Raw genomic sequence first — 19,163 nt, 5'->3', positions numbered from 1 at the left:
CTCCGCCGGCCCCTTCCAAATGCGTCGTGCCGAGGTTCAGCCGGCGCCGTTCATCGCCGCCATGATCGCCGCCATGTCGGCGCGCACCATCAGCGTGCCGTTGCCGTCGACGGCAAAGGCTTCGCGCGGCAGGGCGAGCGGGGTATCCATGTGGGTGACGACCACGGTGGTATCGTTGACCTCGCTCACCGGGCCGAGCGCCTGGGCATCGGCGGTCACCACCTCGGCGCCCACGGTCAGCGCCGACGCGAGCGCGGCTTCCTGTTCGGCCACCATGCCGCTGTAGGCGGTCTCAAGCTCGGCCTTGGTGGTGTTGAGCGTCCATGTGCCCTCGTTCTGGGCAAAGGCATCGGGGCCGAGCGGAACCTGCCAGGTGCCCGTGTCGAGAACCACGGTGGTGCCGTCGTTCGCCAGTACGGTGCCGATGGCGACGCCGTCGTTGCCCATCACGGTGGCACCAGCATCCTGCGCCGCGGCGGGCGCGGCGGTGAGGGCGGCCAAGGCGGCAGCGGCGGTGAAAGCGATAATCTTCATGCGAAATTCCCTTGTTGAGCCATGCGCGCATGAGGCGCAGAGCGTGGTGGATAGTATCCGACGATGGCCGGAAACATCTATGCGGGCGGCAAGCCGTCCGGGCCAGATACCCGGGGCAGACACTGGGACCCAATCCGGTCCCTTCCCTTGGGATCGCCTTGTAAGGCCTGTTCCCTGAACCCCTCCTGCACCATCGGAACGGCAGGTTTCAAGTACTGATGTTGACTGTGTCCGGATTGTGGCGCTCGGCGGCCAGCAGGTCTTCGAGCATCGCATGCACCCGTTCGGCGTCGGGGAAGCCCTCTGCAATCCAGCGATCCTGCACCATGTTGAGGATGCGTGCGACAGCGGGCCCCGCACCCACGCCGCGCTCCACCACGGCGCCGCCCTTCAGCGGAAACTGCGGAATGTCCCAGCCGTTGAGCGGAGCCGTATCGCTGTCCGTGAGGAGCAACCGGTCGTAGGCCTCCTCCCGCCCCAGCCGGAAGGCGAGTGCGCGGGCATCGCCGGGCGCGTCGTCGCGCCGGGCCGCCGTCACCAAACGGCGGCGCGACGCCGTGGACAGGCGCAGCCGTGCGGCAACGGTCTCGGCCACCCGGGGATCGGCGGGCAGCAGCGCGGCTAGCCGGCGGATGGAGGATGGCGGCAAGGCAGCGTCCGCCTCCGCCTTCACGAGCGCGGCAAAGGCATCGATCTCGCGCTCGCCAGTTTCCGGCAGCACCACGGCAAGCACGCCATTCCCGGCCATGCGTCGCACCGTTTCCACAGGGTCGGCGAGGGAGAGCAGGTTCTGCAATTCCCAGCCCACCCGCTCGCGGCTGAGGCCCTTGAGCATGGGGGCAAGTTCGGCGCAGGCGGCCTCCGCCTCGGCATCCAGCACGCTGCCGAACCGCGCCTGGAAGCGGTAATAGCGCAGGATGCGCAGGTGATCCTCGCGAATACGCGCCCGCGCGTCGCCGATGAAGCGCACGCGGCTGGCGGCGAGATCGGCCAATCCGCCGAACCAGTCGAAAATCTCGAGCGTCAGGGGATGGGCATAAAGCGCGTTGATGGTGAAATCGCGCCTTGCGGCGTCCTCTCGCCAGTCGTCCGTGAAGGCAACGTTGGCGTGGCGTCCATCGGTGGCGACGTCATGGCGCAGCGTGGTGATCTCCACGTGGCCGCCGTCGAGCACGGCGGTAATGGTGCCGTGCGCAATGCCGGTGGGGACGGAGCGAATGCCGGCGGCCTCCAGTCGCCGCACGACCTCTGCGGGCTGGTGCGTCGTGGCAGCGTCGATATCGTGCGCGCTGCTGCCCAGCAACGTATCGCGCACCGCGCCGCCGACCCAGCGCAGGTTCTCTGCGCCCAGCACCTCGACAAGGCGCAGCAGGTCGGCGCGGCCGCACCAGGCGTTGGCGGGCAGTGTAGGAGGCAGGCTTCGCGCGTCCTCAGCCATCGGCCAGTTCCGTCCACGCCAGCCGGTGTGACAGGTTGACGATGATGCCGGCGGTGATGCCCCAGATGCGGTGGCCCTGCCAGTCGATTTGGGTGTAGGCACGCTCGTGCCCGCGAAACAGGCCTGTTTTCGCCACGTGGTTCGCGGGGTCGAGAACGTGGCGCAGCGGCGCCTCGAACCAGTCGGCCACTTCGCGCGGGTCGGGCCGGATCGGCAGATCGTGCGGGACGAGGCCGAGCACCGGGGTGAGCAGGAAGCCCGACCCCGTGACGAACGGTTCGGCCGCACCCACCACGCGCACTTGCGCAGGGTCGATGGCTAGTTCCTCCTCGGCCTCGCGCAGTGCCGCGGCGATGGCATCCTCGCCCGGCTCCAGCTTGCCGCCCGGAAAGGCGACCTGTCCGGGATGGGCGGCCATGGTCTCTGGCCGATGGGTGAGCAACAAGCCGGGGTCCGCGCGGTCGGTGACGGCGATGAGCACGGCGGCATCGCGCAAGGGTTCGGGCGCGAAATCGCTGTCGTCGCGCATCCCCTCTATGCCGATGTGATGGGTGGCCTCGAACAGCCGCGCAAGCCGATCGAACAGCGCGCTCATGCCGGCACCAGGACGAATGTCGCGCCTTGGCTTTCCACGCGCAGGGTATCGGGACTGCCATCGCCGCCGCCGGCGAGCGCGTGATCGACAAGTTGCAGCCAGGTTGACCGGTCCAGCCGCGCCTCCGTGCCATGGCGCACGGCGAGGTAGATCGCCGGCGCATCGGCATCGCCCGCGGCGCGCAGGGGGTGATCGGGGCCGGCCACGACAAGATCATCGGTGTTGAGGCGGAATGTCAGTGCGCCGCCCTCGGCCTTCATGTCCACCGCCATGAAGGCTGCATCCTCCACGGCAATACTCTGCCGGTAATGCGGGGTGACGAGCCAGTGGCTGCCATCCGCATCGCGGCGCAGCAGGCTGGCAAAGGCGCGCACCATCCCTGCGCGGGTGATCGGGCTGCCGTCGTGATACCACGTGCCGCCCTCGGCAATGCGCATCCTGCTGTCGCTGGTGGCCTGCGGGTTCCACTGGTCGACCGGCGGCAGCTTGCGCGCCGCGACCAGGTCGGTGATCTCGGCAAGGCTCAGCGCGGCAAGGTCGGGGGGAACATCATAGGCCATCGGTTACAGTCCGATGGCACGGCGCGTCAGCCAATCCAAGGGCCGAGCGTGCCTTCGTCCGGCAGAACGGCCGGATTGTCGCAGCGAACCATCAGGCGATGGCGCTCGAACGGGCCGGGCAAGTGCCACCCCTGCGGGGGCGCGGCGGCAAAGCCGAAGCGCTGATAATAGTCGGGATCGCCGATCAGGACCTGGGGCAGGGGGGCTGCCCCTTGCCTCGCCGAGGCGTCGATCGTGGCGGTCATCGCTGCCATCAATGCCTGGCCGAAGCCCTCACCCTGCCGTTCGGGCACGACGGCGACGGGACCGACCATCAGCATCGGGTGGCGGCGGCCGCCGGGATCGGTCAGCGCGACCGGCCAGACCTGGATCGTGCCGGCCAGCAGCGCATCCTCGTCGAGCATGGCGAAGCTCAGGCCAGGCAGCCATTCGGTGCCCTGTCGCACGAGATAGGCGGTGCGGGCATGACGCCCATCGCCGAACGCGCGATCGAGCAAGTGTTCGATCATCGCGGGCTCGACCGCTTCGAGCGGGATCAGCGTGGCGGTTGCGGCATCCATGGGCGCGCGCCGATAGGGCGGGCGGGCCGGGTGCGCAATCGAAACTAGCGCGGCGTCAGGCGGATAAGCCGTCCGCCTTCGCCATCCTCGATCACCCACACCGCCCCGTCGGGAGCCTGGGCAATGTCGCGCAGCCGGTGGGGGAACTCGTACCGCGCCTCCTCGCTGGCGCTGTTCGCGCTGGCATCTGCGGCGATGCGGCTGATGGAGGTGGTGCGCAGGTTCGCCGCCAGCACCTGTCCGCGCCAATCGGCAAACATGTCGCCTGTGTAGAAGATCATGTCCCCGGGCGCGATGACCGGATCCCAGCTGATCGCGGGCTTGGCAAAGCCATCGTCTGCGGTGTGATCGGGGATGTTGCTGCCATCATAGTTATCGCCGTTGCTGCGGGTCGGCCAGCCGTAGTTGGCGCCGCGCTCGACACGGTTCAGCTCGTCACCGCCGGCCGGACCGTGCTCGATTTCCCAGAGCTGCCCCTGCGGATCGAAGCCGATGCCCAGAATATTGCGGTGGCCGTAACTCCAGATCTCGGCAGTGGCCCCGCCGCGATCCGCAAACGGATTGCCGGGTGCGGCGCGGCCATCGGGGGTAAGACGCACGACGGTGCCCAGGTTGTTGGTGAGGTCCTGCGCCGGGGCGCCCTGCATCCGGTCACCGCTGGCGACGAACAGGTAACGCCCGTCGGGGCTGAAGGCGATCTTGTGGCTGAAGTGGCCGGGACTCTCGATCGGCACGCTCTGCTGCCAGATCTGCGTCAGACCCTCGACCCGGCATTCGCCTGCGGCCTCGCACGACAGCGTGCCGCGACCCACCACAGCGCGCCGGGCGCCGCTGCTGGCGGCCTGCGCCCAGCTGAGATAGATCGTGCGGCTGCTGGCATAGTCGGGTGCAAAGGCCACGTCGCCCAGGCCGCCCTGGCCGCCATAGGCGACCTCGGGCAGACCCGTCACCTCGCGGGTGGTGCCGCTCGCCGGATCGTAGAGTTTCGCCGTGCCGCGTTTCTCGGTGATGAAGATGCGCCCCGTTCCCGGCTCGAACGCCAGCGCCCAGGGTTCCGCATAAGTGCCCTGGCTGGTCGCGGCAAAGGGCGAACTGCCCCTGCAGCGCGACGGCCTCACCCCGTGCGACGGCGCTGGCCGAACTGGATGCGGAAACCGGGGCGGTATCCCCCATTTCCGCGGCCTGGCAGCTTGCGAGGCCAAGGGTTGCAAAGAATAAGGCGGCGCTGGGAATAGTCTTGCTCATGCTCTCTGGAACACCTTCACCTGATTTTTGTGCCGGTCTCGGCCCCCTGCCGCTTGTCGCCGGGGTTGACGAGGCCGGGCGCGGACCGCTGGCCGGCCCCGTGGTGGCCGCCGCCGTGGTGCTTTGCAAGCCTAGGCCAAAGGGCCTGGGTGACAGCAAGGCGCTCAGCCCCTCCGCCCGCGCCGAGGCGGAGGCCCGCATCCGCCGCCGCTGCGCCTTCGGCATCGGCGTGGTCGGTGTGGAGGATATCGACCGGCTCAATATCTTCGGCGCCACGATGCTGGCGATGACCATGGCCATGCATCACCTGTGCGAGGCGCTGGGCCTTGATTGCCACGAGGTGCTGGTCGACGGCAATCTCACCCCCAGTGGTCGCCGTGCCGAATGGCGCTGGCCCGCCCGCGCGATCGTGCGGGGGGACGCGCGCGAGCCGGCGATCGGCGCGGCCAGTATCCTTGCCAAGGAATACCGCGACCGGCTGATGGCCGAGGCCGCGCGCGACCATCCGCATTACGGGTGGGAGCGCAACAAGGGCTATGGCAGCGCCGAGCATCTGGCCGCGTTGCGCACCCACGGGCCGACGCCGCTCCACCGCCGCAGCTTTGCCCCCGTCGCGCAGATGGAGCTGTTCGCGTGACCTTTGCCCTTGCCGATATCCCCGATCAGGCGGGCCGCACGGCGATGGTCACCGGCGCCAATACCGGCATAGGTTTCGAGATCGCTCGCCATCTTGCCATGAAGGGCGCGCGGGTGCTGCTGGCCTGCCGCGAAGAACAGCGCGCCGAACGGGCGATGGACAGGATCCGGACGGCGGTGCCGGGCGCCGATCTCGCCTTCGTGGAACTGGACCTTGCCGACCTGGCGAGCGTGGCTGGCGCGGTCGACCGGGCGCGGCGGGAAGATCGGCTCGATCTGCTCGTCAACAATGCCGGCGTGATGATGCCGCCGCTTTCGCACGCCACCGCTGGCGCGGAATTGCAGTTCGCGGTCAACCATCTCGGCCATTTCGCGCTGACCCTGCCACTCGTCGCCAAGCTGGCCGAAGGACGGGATACGCGCGTCGTCATCCAGTCGAGCATTGCCCATCGGCGCGGCCGGATTACCTTCGACAACCTCGACGCGGCGAAGGGATACGATCGCACGCGCTTCTATGCCCAGAGCAAGCTGGCGAACCCGCTGTTCGCGTTCGAACTGCACCGCCGGCTGGAGGCTGCCGGATCGCCGGTGCGGAGCATGGCCTGCCACCCCGGCATCGCGGCGTCGGAACTCACGCGCCATATCAGGGGCGGCGCGCTGGTGCAGCCGGTGATGGGGTGGGCGCTCAACACTGCCGAGCAGGGCGCGCTGCCCGCTCTGCAAGCGGCGACCGACCCAGATGCGAAAGGCGGCGATTATTTCGGCCCCTACGGTTTTCGCGAGATTCGCGGCAGTCGCTCCGCCCGCGCCCATGCCATGCCGCAGGCGCGCGATCCGGTGTGCTCTGCGCGGCTGTGGGATGTGTCGGAGGCGATGACCGGCGTAACGCTCGCACTGTAATACGCGGCTGCCCGGCGGGGCCAGCGACAGATCGTTTGCAGGCCCATGCGGAAGCGGTCGAACAGCGAGTCCTTCGCGCCACACCACAAGATAGCGAGCCCTGCCGGAAGGGCCGGACTCAACATGTTGTGCCGGACCCGCTTCGTTCCCCCCACGCGCTGGGATGGCGTGGCAAATTAGGCGCTTGACCGCGGACTCCGGAGGATTCACCCTGTGGATAACTCGAGGGGGTCATGTGGGAAATCTGACGAAAATCCGTGTCGCGCAGCCGCGCGTTCGCAAGGCCATTGTCGACAAGGCCAGCCTGCCGCTAGGGCAGATCCTGTCCGGCGACTGCGTGGAGGCCATGCGCCGCCTGCCCGACGCCAGCGTCGACCTCGTGTTCGCTGATCCGCCCTACAACCTGCAACTGGGCGGCGATCTCAACCGGCCCGACGGCAGCCACGTCGATGCCGTGACCGATCACTGGGACCAGTTCGACAGCTTCACCGTCTACGACAACTTCACCCGTGACTGGCTGACGGAGTGCAGGCGGGTGTTGAAGCCGGATGGCGCGCTGTGGGTGATCGGCAGCTATCACAACATCTACCGGGTGGGCGCGATCCTGCAGGACCTCGGCTTCTGGCTGCTGAACGACATCGTCTGGCGCAAGACCAACCCCATGCCCAATTTTCGCGGCACCCGCTTCACCAACGCGCACGAGACGCTGCTGTGGGCGTCCACGGGCGAGAAGGCGAAATATCATTTCAACTATCGCGCGATGAAGACGCTGAACGACGAATTGCAGATGCGCAGCGACTGGACCTTTCCGATCTGTTCGGGCGGGGAGCGGTTGAAGGATGCGGACGGCCACAAGGCGCACCCGACGCAAAAGCCCGAGGCGCTGCTCTACCGCGTGCTATTGGCGACGACCGAGCCTGGCGACGTGGTGCTCGACCCGTTCTTCGGCACCGGCACCACGGGCGCGGTGGCCAAGCGGCTGGGTCGCGAATGGATCGGCTGCGAGCGCGAGGACGGCTATCGCCGGGTCGCCCATGCGCGGATAGCAAAGGAACTGCCGCTCGACGAAAGCGCGCTTGCCACCATGCAGAGCCGCAAGAGCCAGCCACGCGTTGCCTTTGGCGCCGTGGTGGAGGCCGGGCTGCTGAAGCCCGGCACGCCGATCTTCGACAAGGGTCGGCGCTGGACTGCCACCGTGCGCGCCGATGGCAGCATAGAGTGCGGCAAGCAGGTCGGTTCCATCCACGGTGTCGGCAAGGACTTGCAGGGCGCGCCAAGCTGCAACGGCTGGACCTTCTGGCATTACGACTGCGGCGGGGAGATGAAGCCGATCGACGCCGCGCGCGGGCTGTACCTGCTGGCGAGCGAGGACTGATGCAGGTAGGCGGCGGATCGTGACTGACACCCTCTATATCCATCCCGTCACCACCGTCTCCGGTCCGCAGGCGGTGGAGGGGGACGCGGTGCGCCTGGCGGGCGGCATGGTCTATGCTCGCGAATTCGCCCTGGTCGTGCGGCGCGGCGGGCGGACGGTTAGCCGCGAGGTCGTGACCCCCGCCGGCATCGACGCCGCGCTGGCAAGGCTGCCGGACGAACTTGGGCCCGAAGCCGAGGCGCAGTGGGCGGGCCTGCGCACCGCGCATCCGCCCCTGCAGCTCGGCCCGCGCACCGTGTGGCTCGACCAGCCGCAGGTCATGGGCATCCTCAACGTCACGCCGGACAGCTTTTCCGACGGCGGCCGCTTCATGGACGATCCCGAGGCCATGCGCGGCCATGCCGCCGCCATGCACGAAGCCGGAGCGGCCATCATCGACATAGGCGGGGAAAGCACGCGGCCGGGAGCCAAGCCGGTATGGGAAGGCGAGGAGGCCGCCCGCGTCGTGCCCGCCATCGCGCATTGCGTTGCGATGGGCGCGGCGGTCAGCGTGGATACCCGGCGGCCCGCGGTCATGGAGGCGGCAATCGGCGCCGGCGCGGCAATCATCAACGATGTCTCGGCCTTGCGCTTCGATCCGCGCAGCCTGGAATTTGCGGCAGCCAGCGAGAAGCCTGTGGTGCTGATGCACGCGCCCGGCAGCGGCGAGAACCTTCATGCCGAACCCGCCTATGACAGCGTCGCCTTCGACGTGTTCGATTTCCTCAAACAGGCGCGCGACCGGGCCATTGCCGGCGGCATCGCGGCGACGCGCATCGTGCTCGATCCGGGTGTGGGGTTCGGCAAATCACTGGCGGAGAACCTCGCGGTCCTTAACCACCTTGCCATGTATCACGCGCTTGGCTGCCCGCTGCTGCTGGGTGCCAGTCGCAAGCGCATGGTCGGGGCGCTAAGCAACGAAGCCGCGGCGCACCAGCGAACGGGCGGCAGCCTGGCGCTGGCGCAACTGGGCATGGATGCGGGCGTGCAGTTGCTGCGCGTACACGACGTGTTCGAGACGGTCCAGGCGAGGAACGTGTGGCGCGGTCTGCGCGACGCGGCGCTGACCGACTTTGCCGGGCTCGCCGAATGACCTGCGGCCTATTGCGGCGTGTCTTCTGCCTTGCGCGCGATTAGGGACTGCTTGATGCTCGTGAGCACGGCGGAGACTTCCTCTTCGAGAGCAGGCTCGGCCCCTTCGTAATAGCGGACGAGCAGCATCGTGCGCTCATCGACGTCGAGAAAGCTGTACTGGATACCGCTGCCGTCCGGCTTCTGGGCGAGGTAGGTGAAGCCTTCCGACCCATCGAGGCGGACGTCTTCCAGCATGGCGGGCAGAATGTCCGCGTCGTCGAAAGCGGCGCGATATTCGATGATCGGCCGCTCGAGCAGAGCAAGGGCAAGCCCGCTTTCGCGAGACGCATCACACGGAACCGGCTCTTCGCGCGCGTCATAGCGGCATTGTTCCGTGCCGAGATTTTGCGCACGGTCGACGGGAATGAGTTTGGAGGCAAAGGCCTTTGCCTCATAACCTGGGGGTATGCCGAGCGTCACCTCGGTGGGCACAAGTTGCGTATTGTCGAAGGTATAGGCGATCGGTCCGAGACGTGCGTTGCGCGTGCTTTCGCCAGCCGTCTGCGTTGCGAGCGGCATTGCGGCACGATCCGTGTCGTCGCCGCTTTGCTCGCAACCTGCCGTCAGCACCATCACGGTGGCCCCGACGGCCGACTTAACGAATTGATGCATGTTATAAAAGCGTTTGAGATCGCGGTCCGGTTCCGCGTTTTGCGACGACCCGAAGCGACTTTTCTCAGGCGGCGTTATCGATCCCGAGATCGGACAGCTTGCGATAGAGCGTGGAGCGCCCGATGCCCAGCCGGCGGGCCACTTCGGTCATGCGTCCGCGATAGTGGCCGATGGCGAGGCGGATGACGTCGGCCTCGATTTCCTCCAGCGGGCGCAGGTTGCCGTCTGCCTCGTATAGCTGCACGCCGGCGCTGTCGCGCGTGGGGCGCTTGGGTATCTGGATGTCGCCGACGATCTCACGCAGTTGCGGAAAATCGTCAGCGGTCAACGCATCGCCGTCGCAGAACACCGCGGCGCGGAACAGGACCGCCTGCAACTGGCGCACGTTGCCCGGCCAGTCGAAGGCGCCGAGCAGCCGCAGGGCGTCCCCGGTGATGCCGAGCGGGCGCAGGCCCGGCTGCTGGCCGATCTGGTGGAGGAAATAGCGGGTCAGCGCGCCGATGTCGCGATCGCGCTGGCGCAGCGGCGGCAGCATGATGCTGGTGCGGGACAGCGCCGCCAGCAGCCGTGCGCGAAAATGCCCGGTGGCCACAAGGTCGGCAAGCGGCAGGTTGCTCGCCGCGACGATCCGCACGTCCACCTTGAAGGCATACTGCGCGCCCAGCGGCTTCACCTGCCCGGTCTCGATCACCTGCGCCAGCCGGTCCTGCACGTCGAGCGAGAGGCGATCCACCTCATCGAGCACCAGTGTGCCGCCGTCGCAATGCTGCAATGCACCAACCTGCTGCTCGAAGGCACCGGGAAAGGCGCCCTTCTCGTGCCCGAACAGCACCGATTCCAGGCTGCTTGCAGGAATATGGGCAATGCTGAGCGTGCGGAACGCGGTTTTGACGCGGGGGCTGGCGCCGTGCATCGCGCGGATCAGCATTTCCTTGCCGGTCCCGCTCTCCCCCTCGATCAGCACGTGGCCGTGGCCGCGCGCCGCCTTGGCTGCCTTCGCCAGCGCGTCACGAAAGGGCGGGGCGGTGCCGACCATTGCGTCGAAATCGAGGTTGGACGGCATCTTTTCACTGAGCGGGCTGAGCTCGTCATGATGGGTGTCGCGCATGGTGGCATTGCGCAGCGCCTGCATCAGCCGGTCCGGGGCGACCGGCTTGACGAGGTAATCGGTGGCCCCTGCGCGCATCGCCTCCACCGCCAGCTGCGGGCTGGTATTGGCGGTCAGCATCAGGATCGGCAGGGCGGGCCGGCGTTCTTTCAGTTCGGCGATGAGTTCGCAGGCGCGGTCGCCCGGCACGCTCTGGTCGAGGATGATAGCGGAAAGCTGCATCCCCTGGCGCGTGCCCAGCGTGGCGATGGCGGATTCCGAATCGCCGACCACCAGCGTTCGCCAGCCCTCGCGGCCCGCCAGTGCGGAGACGAGCCGGCTGTGCGCCGGTTCGTCGTCGATGAGCATAAAAAGTCGCTGTTCGGCCTCGGCCATGCACCCGTCACCATTCGCGCCCGTGAATCCGGGCCTGGAAAGCAAGCGATAGCGGGGAGGAGTAAAAGGCCCATTAAGCCTGAGTTCGGGCCGCGTTAACCATGGCTTGGCACTTGAGCGCAGCGCCGCGCGCGGATAGAGCATGGGCCATACGCAACACGCCAACGAGAGGCACGCATCATTATGGACAGTGCAAACGACATGAAGGCCCACCGCGGCACCTACGCCAGCTTCATCGATTCCCTTAAGTGGATCCTTCCGGTGATCGCGGCGATCGCGGCTCTCGTCGTCTACCTGATCGCCTGATACCCGCCGGGTGCGGATAGCGATCCTCAAAGAGCGCGCCGCGGGAGAAAGCCGCGTCGCCGCCACGCCGGAAACGGTGAAGAAGTTCATCGCCCTGGGCGCGAGCGTGGCAATCGAGGAGGGCGCCGGCATCGGGGCCGCGATTGCCGATGCCGCCTATGCCGAGGCCGGGGCCGCGGTGCTTCCCGGACCCGCCGCGAGCCGCGACGCGGATATCGTGCTGGCCGTCCAGGCCCCCGATCCCGCGCTGCTGGCAGGTGCAAGGCCGGGTGCGCTGGTCGCCGCGACGTTCGATCCCTTCGGCGCGCGCGATCAAGTGGAGGCCTACGCCGCCGCCGGGCTGGAGGCGCTGGCGATGGAGTTCATGCCGCGCATTACCCGCGCACAAAGCATGGACGTGCTCTCCAGCCAGTCCAACCTCGCCGGCTACAAGGCGGTGATCGCGGCGGCCGACCTTTACGGCCGGGCCTTTCCCATGATGATGACTGCGGCCGGCACCGTGCAGGCCGCGAGGGTCTTCGTGATGGGTGTGGGTGTCGCGGGCTTGCAAGCCATCGCCACCGCGCGGCGCCTCGGCGCGCAGGTTTCCGCCACCGACGTGCGCAGCGCCACGCGGGAACAGATCCAGTCACTGGGTGCGAAGCCGGTCTTCGTCGAAAGCGTGGCCGGCATCGAGGGCGAGGGCAGCGGCGGCTATGCCACTGAGATGAGCGAAGACTACCAAAAGGCGCAAGCCGAACTGGTCAGCGCGCACATCGCCAGGCAGGACATCGTCATCACCACCGCGCTGATCCCCGGCCGCGCCGCGCCGCGCCTCGTCACCGATGCGCAGATCGCCACCATGCGCCGGGGCAGCGTGATCTTCGACCTCGCCGTCGCCCAGGGCGATGGAACGGGCGGAAACGTGGAAGGCAGCATGGCCGACCAGGTGGTAGAGCGGCATGGTGTGAAAATCATGGGATTTGCCAACACCGCCGGACACCTCGCGGCGGACGCGAGTGCGCTCTATTCGCGCAACCTCTACAACTTTCTCAGCGCCTTCTGGGATAAGGAAGGGGGCCGGCCCGTGCTCGACGAAGAGATCGGTAACGCCGTGCGGCTGACGCAGAACGGCGCGGTCGTCAATCCCCGGCTGGAAGCCGCCCCCGCAGGATAGATTTGCCTCCCCGCGCATCCAGTTTCCTGTTCGTGACGTAGCTTGCAGCAAGAGACGGGACAGACAGGGATAAATAGCATGAAAAAATTCGTATTTCCGATAGTGGCCGCCCTCGGCCTGACGGCTGCTGGCTGCACGACCATGGATGGCGGCATGGGCGGTGATGTCGCCTACGTCGACGGCGCGGCGATGTATGCCAACCGCACCATCGTGGCCAACGCCGCCAACTCGCCGATCCATACCACGCTGGTGCAGGCGGTAACCGCGGCCGGGCTGGTCGATACGCTGAACTCTGCCGGGCCGTTCACGGTGTTCGCCCCCACGGACGAGGCCTTTGGCCGCGTGCCCGCTGCCACGCGCAGCAGCCTGATGATGCCCGCCAACCGGGCGATGCTGACCAGCGTGCTGACCTATCACGTCGTGCCCGGCCGCATCACCGCTGCCGATATCATGGCGGCCATCCGCGCCGGCAACGGCACCGCGACCTACACCACCGTGCAGGGCAACCCGCTTACCTTCCGCATGAACAACGGCAACGTGATGATCATGGGCCAGGGCGGCAGCAGTGCCTACGTGACCCAGGCGGACGTCATGCAGTCGAACGGCGTGATCCACGTGGTCAACGGGGTTCTCACTCCCTCGATGTAATAACGGACAAGTCCGTTTCCGGGCGCCGGTTCTCCATGCGGGAGCCGGCGCCTTTTGCGTTCCCATTCGCCGCTCGACACCCCGGCGCCCGTTTGCAATACATGGCCCTGCCGTTCACGGAAGGGGCCTGTCTTGGACTTCATCGCCATTCTGTCGATCTTCGTGCTGGCGTGTTTCGTCGGCTATTACGTGGTGTGGTCGGTCACGCCTGCGCTGCATACGCCGCTGATGGCGGTGACCAATGCCATATCCAGCGTCATCATCGTCGGCGCGCTGATCGCGGCGGCGGCGAGCGGGGCTCCGGCGGCCAAGTGGCTGGGGCTGGCGGGCGTTGTGCTGGCCAGCGTCAACATCTTCGGCGGCTTCGCGGTAACGGCGCGGATGCTGGCCATGTACAAGAATAAGGACAGGCCTGCGCCCAAGGCACCCGCCAAGGGTGACGCGGCATGATCCCGGCGCCAGAGATCGTGCCCGACCTCTCCACCGCCGCCGATGCCGCACACGCGGTGAACCCGTGGGTGGCGCTGGCCTACCTGGTGGCGGGTATCTGCTTCATCTTGGCGCTGCGCGGCCTTTCGAGCCCGGCGTCCAGCCAGCGCGGCAACCGCTTCGGCATGGCGGGGATGCTGATCGCGGTGGTGACCACCTTGGTGACCCACCTTCCGGAGCGGATGTGCGGTGAATTCGGATTCTGTGATGCCGGATGGGATACTACGACCATCCTGCAAATCCTTGCCGCAATTGCCATCGGCGCGGTCATCGGCCTGACGACCGCGCGCCGCATCGCCATGACCGCGATGCCGCAGCTGGTGGCGGCGTTCCACAGCCTCGTCGGCCTTGCCGCGGTGCTGGTGGCGGCGGCGGCGTTCCTCAACCCCGGCGCCTTCGACATCCTCGGCCTCGACGGCAACATCCTTGCCGTCAGCCGGGTGGAACTGATGCTGGGCGCGGCCATCGGTGCCATCACCTTTTCGGGCTCCGTCATCGCCTTTGCCAAGCTGAACGGCAATATGGGCGGCGCGCCTATCCTGCTGCCTGCGCGGCACCTGATCAACCTCGGCACGCTGGCGGCCATCCTCGTCGGCACGGCGCTTTATGCCATTGCGCCGAACGCTGGGCCGGGCGAGGGCTGGCTGTTCTGGGCCATCCTTGCCGCGGCCTTCGTTATCGGCTTCCTGCTGATCATCCCCATCGGCGGGGCGGACATGCCGGTGGTGGTCTCGATGCTCAACAGCTATTCCGGCTGGGCGGCGGCGGCGATGGGCTTCACGCTGCACAACACCGCCATGATCATCACCGGCGCTCTGGTCGGTTCCAGCGGCGCGATCCTCAGCTACATCATGTGCCGCGCCATGAACCGCAGCTTCATCAGCGTGATCGCAGGTGGTTTCGGCGCAGAGGCAGGCGCCGGCGCGGCGGCAGGCGGGGGCGAGCAGCGCCCGTGGAAGCAGGGCAGCGCGGAGGATGCCGCCTACATGCTGCAACAGGCCGAGAAAGTCATCGTCATCCCCGGATACGGCATGGCGGTCGCCCAGGCGCAGCACGCCTTGCGCGAAATGGCTGACATGCTGGAGGAACAGGGCGTGGAGGTGAAGTTCGCCATCCATCCCGTGGCAGGGCGAATGCCGGGGCACATGAACGTGCTGCTGGCAGAGGCGCAGGTCCCTTACGAGAACGTGTTCGAGCTGGAGGACATCAATTCCGAATTCGCGCAGGCCGACGTCGCCTTCATCATCGGCGCAAACGACGTGGTAAATCCCGCTGCCAAGACTGACAAGTCGAGCCCGATCTACGGGATGCCGGTGTTCGATGTGGACAAGGCCAAGCAGGTTTTCTTCATCAAGCGATCCATGGGCGGCGTGGGCTATGCCGGCGTCGACAACGACGTGTTCTACATGAACCAGACGACCATGCTGCTGGCCGATGCCAAGAAGATGGTCGAGGAGATCAACAAGAATCTTGACGGTTAACGGCGGAACCATCGCCACACCGTTGCCGTTCACGTGGCGGTAGGCTCCGCGGGTGGGGGGCCAGAATTATGGGGGCGATACTTTGCGCAAACTGGGCCTGATTGGCGGGATGAGCTGGGTCTCGACCCATCGTTATTACGAACGCATCAGCGCCATCGTGCGCCGCCGGAAAGGCGGCCATGCGAGCCCCCCGATGGTTATCGAAAGCGTGGATTTTTCCGACTGCTATCGCCTGCAGACGGCGGAGGACTGGCAACTGGCCACCGAAAAGGTCGGCGCCGCGGCCGAACGCCTGGAAGCTGCCGGGGCCGGGATGCTGGTGATCGGGGCCAACGCCATCCACAAGGCCTTTCGCGAGGTTTCGGCGCGCGTGAACGTGGATTTCCTCCACATCGCCGAAACCGTGGGTCGCAAGATGGCGGCCGATGGCGTGCAGACGGCGGCCCTGCTCGGCACCCGCAGCGTGATGACGGAAAGTTTCTATCGTCGCCATCTGGTCTCGCACGGGATCGACCTGCTTCCGCCGGAAATGGCCCAGGTCGATGCACTGGAGAAGCTGATCTACGACGATCTTATCGCCGGCAGAAACAATCGCGAGGCGGAGCGCGCGCTCAAGACCATGCTCACCGACCTGGGGCGTGACGGCGCGCAGGCCGTGGTGCTGGCGGCAGCGGAACTGGAACAGGTCGTCGATATCGACGCCACCGTCGTGCCGATCTACGATGCCATGGAAGTGCATGCCCAGGCCGCCGCGGACTGGATTTTGGGCGACGACTAGCGGCGGCGACCAGGGGCGGCTGAAAGCAAGTGGCTCGATAAGCGGGGGCTTTCGCACGGCAATCGTGCCGCGTTCCCCGGCTGTTCCCGTTGTCAGGTGCCGCGACCGACCCTAGCGCTGGCGGCATGTCCCTAGCGCCCTATGCCGCCGATCCCGCTGCCAGCCGCGGGCGCGAATTTGCTCCGCCGAGCGATGGCACGCGCGGGCCGCGCAGTGCCTTTCAGCGCGACCGCGACCGCATCATCCACTCGATCGCCTTTCGCCGCCTGGCCGGCAAGACACAGGTCTTCATCGCGCCCGACGGCGACCACTACCGGGTCCGCCTGACCCACAGCCTGGAGGTGGCGCAGATCGGCCGCGTCGTCGCCCGCGCGCTTGGGCTGGACGAGGACCTGACCGAGGCGCTGTGCCTGGCCCACGATCTCGGCCATCCGCCGTTCGGCCATTCGGGCGAAGATGCGCTCCACGCGGCGCTGGAGCGGCGCGGCGGGTTCGATCACAACGGCCACACCCTGCGCACCGTCATGCGCCTCGACAGCCCTTATTGCGATCACCCGGGCCTGAACCTCAGCTGGGAAGTCCTGGAGGGGCTGGCCAAGCACAACGGGCCCATAGCGCAGCCTGCATGGGCGCTGGCGCAGCTTGACGCGGAATTCCCGATGGACCTCTCGCGCTGGCCATCGCTGGAAGCTCAGGTGGCGGCGCTGGCGGACGATATCGCGTATGACAACCACGACATCGACGATGGCCTGCGCGCCGGGTTCCTGACGCTCGACGACCTGCTGGAGCTGGATTTCATCGCCGAGCTGTGGGCCGACGTGGAGGCGCGGTTCCCCGGTGCCTCGCAGGAAACCCGGCTGCGTGAGCTTACCCGCACGCAGATCGGCGCGATGGTGAACGACCTGCTGGAGACAACGCGCGCCAATCTGGCAGGCCTCCGCACCATGGAGGACGTGCGCGGTGCCGGACGGGCCACGGCCGCCTTCTCGCCCGAGATGGCCGGGCGCGAGCGACGGTTGAAGGCGTTCATGTACGAACGGCTCTATCACCACCCCGACCAGGTCGGCACCGCCGCGCGGGCGAAGGACGTGATCGCGCGACTCTACGCCGCCTACGACCAGGAGCCTGCGCTGATGTCTCCCGCCTGGGCAGCGCGCCTGCCCGATGCGGAGCCCGAGCGCGGTCGCCATATCGCCGATTATATCGCCGGCATGACCGATGGCTTTGCGATCGGCCAGTTCGGGCGCATATTCGGCAGCGTGCCGGAAGGATTGTCGAATGTCTGAGAACCTGCGGATACTGCTCGTCGGGGCGACGGGGCTGATCGGTCGCACCATCATCGCACGTTCGCCCGATCTTGCCGGCATCGTGTTGCAAGGCGTGGCTCGCCGCGAGATCCCGTTTCCCGAAGGCGTGCGGATGGAGCTGGTGCTGGCCGATACCGACGCCTGGCCCAGCGTGATAACCCAGCTCGAACCCGACGCCGTGATCAGCGCGCTTGGCACCACGCGCAAGAAGGCGGGCAGCGATACCGCCTTTGCGGCAGTCGATCACGATCTGGTGCTGGAGGTGGCCAAGGCGGCGAAAGCGGTGAACGTGCGCAACTTCGTGCAGGTTTCGTCTGTCGGCGCCGATCCTTATTCCAAGAACACCTACCTCAAGGTGAAAGGAGAGGCCGAGGCAGACCTGCGCAAATTGCGGATACGCAGGCTGGACCTGCTGCGTCCGGGACTGCTGCGCGGCAAACGGCGCAACGATCTGCGCGTGGCGGAAAAGGCCGGGCAGTTCATTGCCCCGCTGGCCGACCTGTTCCTGCGCGGAGACAGCGCCAAGTACCGCTCGATCCGGGCCGGCAGCGTGGCCGATGCCGCGCTCGCCTGCGCCATGGCCAGGGCCGGCGGACAGTTCGTCCACGAGCACGATGGCATCATGCGCCTCGCCCGTGAATTCGAGCGCGGGCTGGCAGCGGCAGGGGCAGCGGAGGAGGTGGCATGAACTGGGACGCACTGTTCACACTCGCCAACCTTTGGGCGCTGGTCATGTGGGGGATGCTGATTGCCCTGCCACGGGGGAAACTGCTGCTTGCAGCGGTGATGTACGCGGGCGTCGGATTGCTCTGCCTCGCCTACGCCGTGGTGCTGGTGCTGCTGGTGACCGGAACCCTCGACGGCGGCGGTCCGGGCGAAGGCGGGGCGTCGTTCACCACGATAGAGGGCGTGCGCGCGATCTTCGGGACCGACGGCGGCGTGACCGCGGGGTGGATACACTACCTCGCGCTGGACCTGTTCGCGGGCCTGTGGATCGCCCGCGATGCCGATGCGAAACGGTTCTCCCGGCTGCTACAGGCGCCTGTGCTGTTGCTCACCTTCGTCGCCGGGCCGTTCGGCCTGCTCGTGTGGCTGCTGATCCGTGAACGACGAGCGCGCCAAGTCGGCCGCGGGCGCGCGCGATGAAGTGCCGGGCACCGGCCGCGGCACGCAATCGCGATCCCATCGCTGCTGTGCTGGCGGAGGAACTGCCCGCTGCGGGTCTGGTCCTGGAAATCGCATCGGGCACGGGCGAACACGCGGCGCATTTCGCGCGCGCCTTCCCCCAGCTTGACTGGCAGCCGAGCGACCCCGATCCCGATGCGCTCATCTCCATCGCAGCATGGCAGGCGGACAGCGGGCTGGCGAACCTGCGCATGCCGATCACGCTCGACGCCGCAGCCCCCGTGTGGCCGGTCGGGCAAGCAGACGCGGTGGTGTGCATCAACATGGTGCATATCAGCGAATGGGAGGCGACGACCGGGCTGTTCAGGGGATGCGCGAACATTCTGACCCCGGAAGCGCCCGTCATCCTCTACGGTCCATATCTGGAAGGCGGCGTTGAGACAGCGCAATCGAACCTGGCATTCGACCGATCTTTGAAGGATCGCAATCCGGCCTGGGGCCTTCGGAGTTTGGGTGCTGTCGACCGCGTTGCGGATAACTGGGGGTTCAGGCGCACGAGAAGGGTGCCGATGCCCGCCAACAATCTCGCGCTGGTCTACCGTCGAAAATGAGCACAAGCGATGAGTGCCTGCGTATCCGGAACATCAAGTTTCGCTGATTGATACGACAAAGCTGCCACTGCGCTAAGGACCCCATTGCGGACGTTAGCGGACACGGGCAAAGCTCCATCTAGGCTTGCGGTAGGTCTTATCAGGGCACGCA

Annotated in this window: 22 protein-coding genes; 14 read left to right on the top strand and 8 right to left on the bottom strand. The window is 67.1% G+C overall.

Going from position 1 to position 19,163, the window contains the following annotated elements; genetic code table 11:
• Window positions 1-36: 36 nt before the first annotated feature.
• The 6 genes from GRI62_RS08025 to GRI62_RS08000 form a co-directional block, all read right to left on the bottom strand.
• The gene (locus GRI62_RS08025; RefSeq protein ID WP_131452819.1) at window positions 37-534 is read right to left on the bottom strand and encodes a hypothetical protein; all 498 of its coding nucleotides are present in this window, start codon (window positions 532-534) and stop codon (window positions 37-39) included.
• A 208-nt stretch (window positions 535-742) separates the two neighbouring features.
• Window positions 743-1,972: a CCA tRNA nucleotidyltransferase gene (locus tag GRI62_RS08020; RefSeq protein WP_131452818.1), complete on the bottom strand. Its 1,230-nt coding sequence runs from the start codon at window positions 1,970-1,972 to the stop codon at window positions 743-745.
• Complete coding sequence (locus GRI62_RS08015) at window positions 1,965-2,567, bottom strand: CoA pyrophosphatase (RefSeq protein WP_131452817.1); 603 nt, start codon at window positions 2,565-2,567, stop codon at window positions 1,965-1,967. Before GRI62_RS08015 ends, GRI62_RS08020 begins: the two co-directional genes overlap by 8 nt.
• Entirely contained in the window at window positions 2,564-3,127 is a 564-nt protein-coding gene (locus tag GRI62_RS08010) for a DUF1285 domain-containing protein (protein ID WP_131452816.1), read from the bottom strand. Before GRI62_RS08010 ends, GRI62_RS08015 begins: the two co-directional genes overlap by 4 nt.
• Window positions 3,128-3,153: 26 nt before the next feature.
• Window positions 3,154-3,687 carry a GNAT family N-acetyltransferase gene (locus tag GRI62_RS08005; protein WP_131452815.1) on the bottom strand — a complete coding sequence of 178 codons (534 nt, stop codon included), beginning with the start codon at window positions 3,685-3,687 and terminating at the stop codon, window positions 3,154-3,156.
• A gap of 44 nt (window positions 3,688-3,731) precedes the next feature.
• Window positions 3,732-4,805 carry a PQQ-dependent sugar dehydrogenase gene (locus GRI62_RS08000; protein WP_234032726.1) on the bottom strand — a complete coding sequence of 358 codons (1,074 nt, stop codon included), beginning with the start codon at window positions 4,803-4,805 and terminating at the stop codon, window positions 3,732-3,734.
• 125 nt (window positions 4,806-4,930) lie between these two features.
• Here GRI62_RS08000 and GRI62_RS07995 point away from each other — a divergent pair, with 125 nt between their 5' ends.
• The 4 genes from GRI62_RS07995 (at window position 4,931) to folP (ending at window position 8,975) form a co-directional block, all read left to right on the top strand.
• Window positions 4,931-5,569, top strand: a complete 639-nt coding sequence (locus GRI62_RS07995; RefSeq protein WP_131452813.1) for a ribonuclease HII — start codon at window positions 4,931-4,933, stop codon at window positions 5,567-5,569.
• A complete protein-coding gene (locus GRI62_RS07990) occupies window positions 5,566-6,468 on the top strand; it encodes an oxidoreductase (protein WP_234032728.1) in 903 nt (300 codons plus the stop codon). Before GRI62_RS07995 ends, GRI62_RS07990 begins: the two co-directional genes overlap by 4 nt.
• 244 nt (window positions 6,469-6,712) lie before the next feature.
• Complete coding sequence (locus GRI62_RS07985; protein WP_373283015.1) at window positions 6,713-7,843, top strand: site-specific DNA-methyltransferase; 1,131 nt, start codon at window positions 6,713-6,715, stop codon at window positions 7,841-7,843.
• 19 nt (window positions 7,844-7,862) lie between these two features.
• A complete protein-coding gene (folP, locus tag GRI62_RS07980; protein WP_234032730.1) occupies window positions 7,863-8,975 on the top strand; it encodes a dihydropteroate synthase in 1,113 nt (370 codons plus the stop codon).
• A gap of 8 nt (window positions 8,976-8,983) precedes the next feature.
• Here folP and GRI62_RS07975 read toward each other — a convergent pair whose 3' ends face one another.
• Together GRI62_RS07975 and GRI62_RS07970 are read right to left on the bottom strand one after the other, a co-directional pair.
• Window positions 8,984-9,628 (bottom strand): hypothetical protein, encoded by a 645-nt coding sequence (locus GRI62_RS07975; protein WP_131452811.1) that lies wholly within the window; start codon window positions 9,626-9,628, stop codon window positions 8,984-8,986.
• 64 nt (window positions 9,629-9,692) lie between these two features.
• The gene (locus tag GRI62_RS07970) at window positions 9,693-11,111 is read right to left on the bottom strand and encodes a sigma-54-dependent transcriptional regulator (protein ID WP_131452810.1); all 1,419 of its coding nucleotides are present in this window, start codon (window positions 11,109-11,111) and stop codon (window positions 9,693-9,695) included.
• 183 nt (window positions 11,112-11,294) lie between these two features.
• Between GRI62_RS07970 and GRI62_RS07965 the strand changes: the two genes are divergently transcribed.
• The 10 genes from GRI62_RS07965 (at window position 11,295) to GRI62_RS07920 (ending at window position 19,012) form a co-directional block, all read left to right on the top strand.
• Entirely contained in the window at window positions 11,295-11,417 is a 123-nt protein-coding gene (locus GRI62_RS07965; RefSeq protein ID WP_188669320.1) for an aa3-type cytochrome c oxidase subunit IV, read from the top strand.
• 10 nt (window positions 11,418-11,427) lie between these two features.
• Window positions 11,428-12,573, top strand: coding sequence for an NAD(P) transhydrogenase subunit alpha (locus GRI62_RS07960; protein ID WP_131452808.1), 1,146 nt, complete (start codon window positions 11,428-11,430; stop codon window positions 12,571-12,573).
• A gap of 78 nt (window positions 12,574-12,651) precedes the next feature.
• On the top strand, window positions 12,652-13,221 hold the full coding sequence (locus GRI62_RS07955) for a fasciclin domain-containing protein (protein WP_131452807.1): 570 nt from the start codon (window positions 12,652-12,654) through the stop codon (window positions 13,219-13,221).
• Window positions 13,222-13,353: 132 nt separating this feature from the next.
• Window positions 13,354-13,671, top strand: a complete 318-nt coding sequence (locus GRI62_RS07950) for an NAD(P) transhydrogenase subunit alpha part 2 (protein ID WP_131452806.1) — start codon at window positions 13,354-13,356, stop codon at window positions 13,669-13,671.
• A complete protein-coding gene (locus GRI62_RS07945; RefSeq protein WP_131452805.1) occupies window positions 13,668-15,191 on the top strand; it encodes an NAD(P)(+) transhydrogenase (Re/Si-specific) subunit beta in 1,524 nt (507 codons plus the stop codon). Before GRI62_RS07950 ends, GRI62_RS07945 begins: the two co-directional genes overlap by 4 nt.
• Window positions 15,192-15,273: 82 nt before the next feature.
• Window positions 15,274-15,969, top strand: coding sequence for an aspartate/glutamate racemase family protein (locus GRI62_RS07940; protein ID WP_131452804.1), 696 nt, complete (start codon window positions 15,274-15,276; stop codon window positions 15,967-15,969).
• 125 nt (window positions 15,970-16,094) lie between these two features.
• Entirely contained in the window at window positions 16,095-17,255 is a 1,161-nt protein-coding gene (locus tag GRI62_RS07935; protein ID WP_131452803.1) for a deoxyguanosinetriphosphate triphosphohydrolase, read from the top strand.
• Window positions 17,248-17,964: an NAD-dependent epimerase/dehydratase family protein gene (locus GRI62_RS07930; protein ID WP_131452802.1), complete on the top strand. Its 717-nt coding sequence runs from the start codon at window positions 17,248-17,250 to the stop codon at window positions 17,962-17,964. The genes GRI62_RS07935 and GRI62_RS07930 overlap by 8 nt, the downstream gene beginning before the upstream one ends.
• Window positions 17,961-18,422, top strand: a complete 462-nt coding sequence (locus tag GRI62_RS07925; protein WP_131452801.1) for an ABA4-like family protein — start codon at window positions 17,961-17,963, stop codon at window positions 18,420-18,422. Before GRI62_RS07930 ends, GRI62_RS07925 begins: the two co-directional genes overlap by 4 nt.
• The gene (locus GRI62_RS07920) at window positions 18,419-19,012 is read left to right on the top strand and encodes a DUF938 domain-containing protein (RefSeq protein WP_131452800.1); all 594 of its coding nucleotides are present in this window, start codon (window positions 18,419-18,421) and stop codon (window positions 19,010-19,012) included. Before GRI62_RS07925 ends, GRI62_RS07920 begins: the two co-directional genes overlap by 4 nt.
• The last annotated feature ends 151 nt before the right edge of the window (window positions 19,013-19,163 follow it).

Source organism: Aurantiacibacter arachoides (assembly GCF_009827335.1).
GTDB classification, from domain to species: domain Bacteria; phylum Pseudomonadota; class Alphaproteobacteria; order Sphingomonadales; family Sphingomonadaceae; genus Alteraurantiacibacter; species Alteraurantiacibacter arachoides.
Note: the sequence above shows the minus strand (reverse complement) of the source record. Positions and strands in the feature narration are given on the sequence as shown.

What these genes read in the sequence shown, in the direction of transcription:
- GRI62_RS08025 (WP_131452819.1), bottom strand. Translation starts at nt 534, where the DNA reads ATGAAGATTATCGCTTTCACCGCCGCTGCCGCCTTGGCCGCCCTCACC.
- GRI62_RS08020 (WP_131452818.1), bottom strand. Translation starts at nt 1,972, where the DNA reads ATGGCTGAGGACGCGCGAAGCCTGCCTCCTACACTGCCCGCCAACGCC.
- GRI62_RS08015 (WP_131452817.1), bottom strand. Translation starts at nt 2,567, where the DNA reads ATGAGCGCGCTGTTCGATCGGCTTGCGCGGCTGTTCGAGGCCACCCAT.
- GRI62_RS08010 (WP_131452816.1), bottom strand. Translation starts at nt 3,127, where the DNA reads ATGGCCTATGATGTTCCCCCCGACCTTGCCGCGCTGAGCCTTGCCGAG.
- GRI62_RS08005 (WP_131452815.1), bottom strand. Translation starts at nt 3,687, where the DNA reads ATGGATGCCGCAACCGCCACGCTGATCCCGCTCGAAGCGGTCGAGCCC.
- GRI62_RS07995 (WP_131452813.1), top strand. Translation starts at nt 4,931, where the DNA reads ATGCTCTCTGGAACACCTTCACCTGATTTTTGTGCCGGTCTCGGCCCC.
- GRI62_RS07975 (WP_131452811.1), bottom strand. Translation starts at nt 9,628, where the DNA reads ATGCATCAATTCGTTAAGTCGGCCGTCGGGGCCACCGTGATGGTGCTG.
- GRI62_RS07970 (WP_131452810.1), bottom strand. Translation starts at nt 11,111, where the DNA reads ATGGCCGAGGCCGAACAGCGACTTTTTATGCTCATCGACGACGAACCG.
- GRI62_RS07965 (WP_188669320.1), top strand. Translation starts at nt 11,295, where the DNA reads ATGGACAGTGCAAACGACATGAAGGCCCACCGCGGCACCTACGCCAGC.
- GRI62_RS07955 (WP_131452807.1), top strand. Translation starts at nt 12,652, where the DNA reads ATGAAAAAATTCGTATTTCCGATAGTGGCCGCCCTCGGCCTGACGGCT.
- GRI62_RS07945 (WP_131452805.1), top strand. Translation starts at nt 13,668, where the DNA reads ATGATCCCGGCGCCAGAGATCGTGCCCGACCTCTCCACCGCCGCCGAT.
- GRI62_RS07935 (WP_131452803.1), top strand. Translation starts at nt 16,095, where the DNA reads ATGTCCCTAGCGCCCTATGCCGCCGATCCCGCTGCCAGCCGCGGGCGC.
- GRI62_RS07930 (WP_131452802.1), top strand. Translation starts at nt 17,248, where the DNA reads ATGTCTGAGAACCTGCGGATACTGCTCGTCGGGGCGACGGGGCTGATC.
- GRI62_RS07925 (WP_131452801.1), top strand. Translation starts at nt 17,961, where the DNA reads ATGAACTGGGACGCACTGTTCACACTCGCCAACCTTTGGGCGCTGGTC.
- GRI62_RS07920 (WP_131452800.1), top strand. Translation starts at nt 18,419, where the DNA reads ATGAAGTGCCGGGCACCGGCCGCGGCACGCAATCGCGATCCCATCGCT.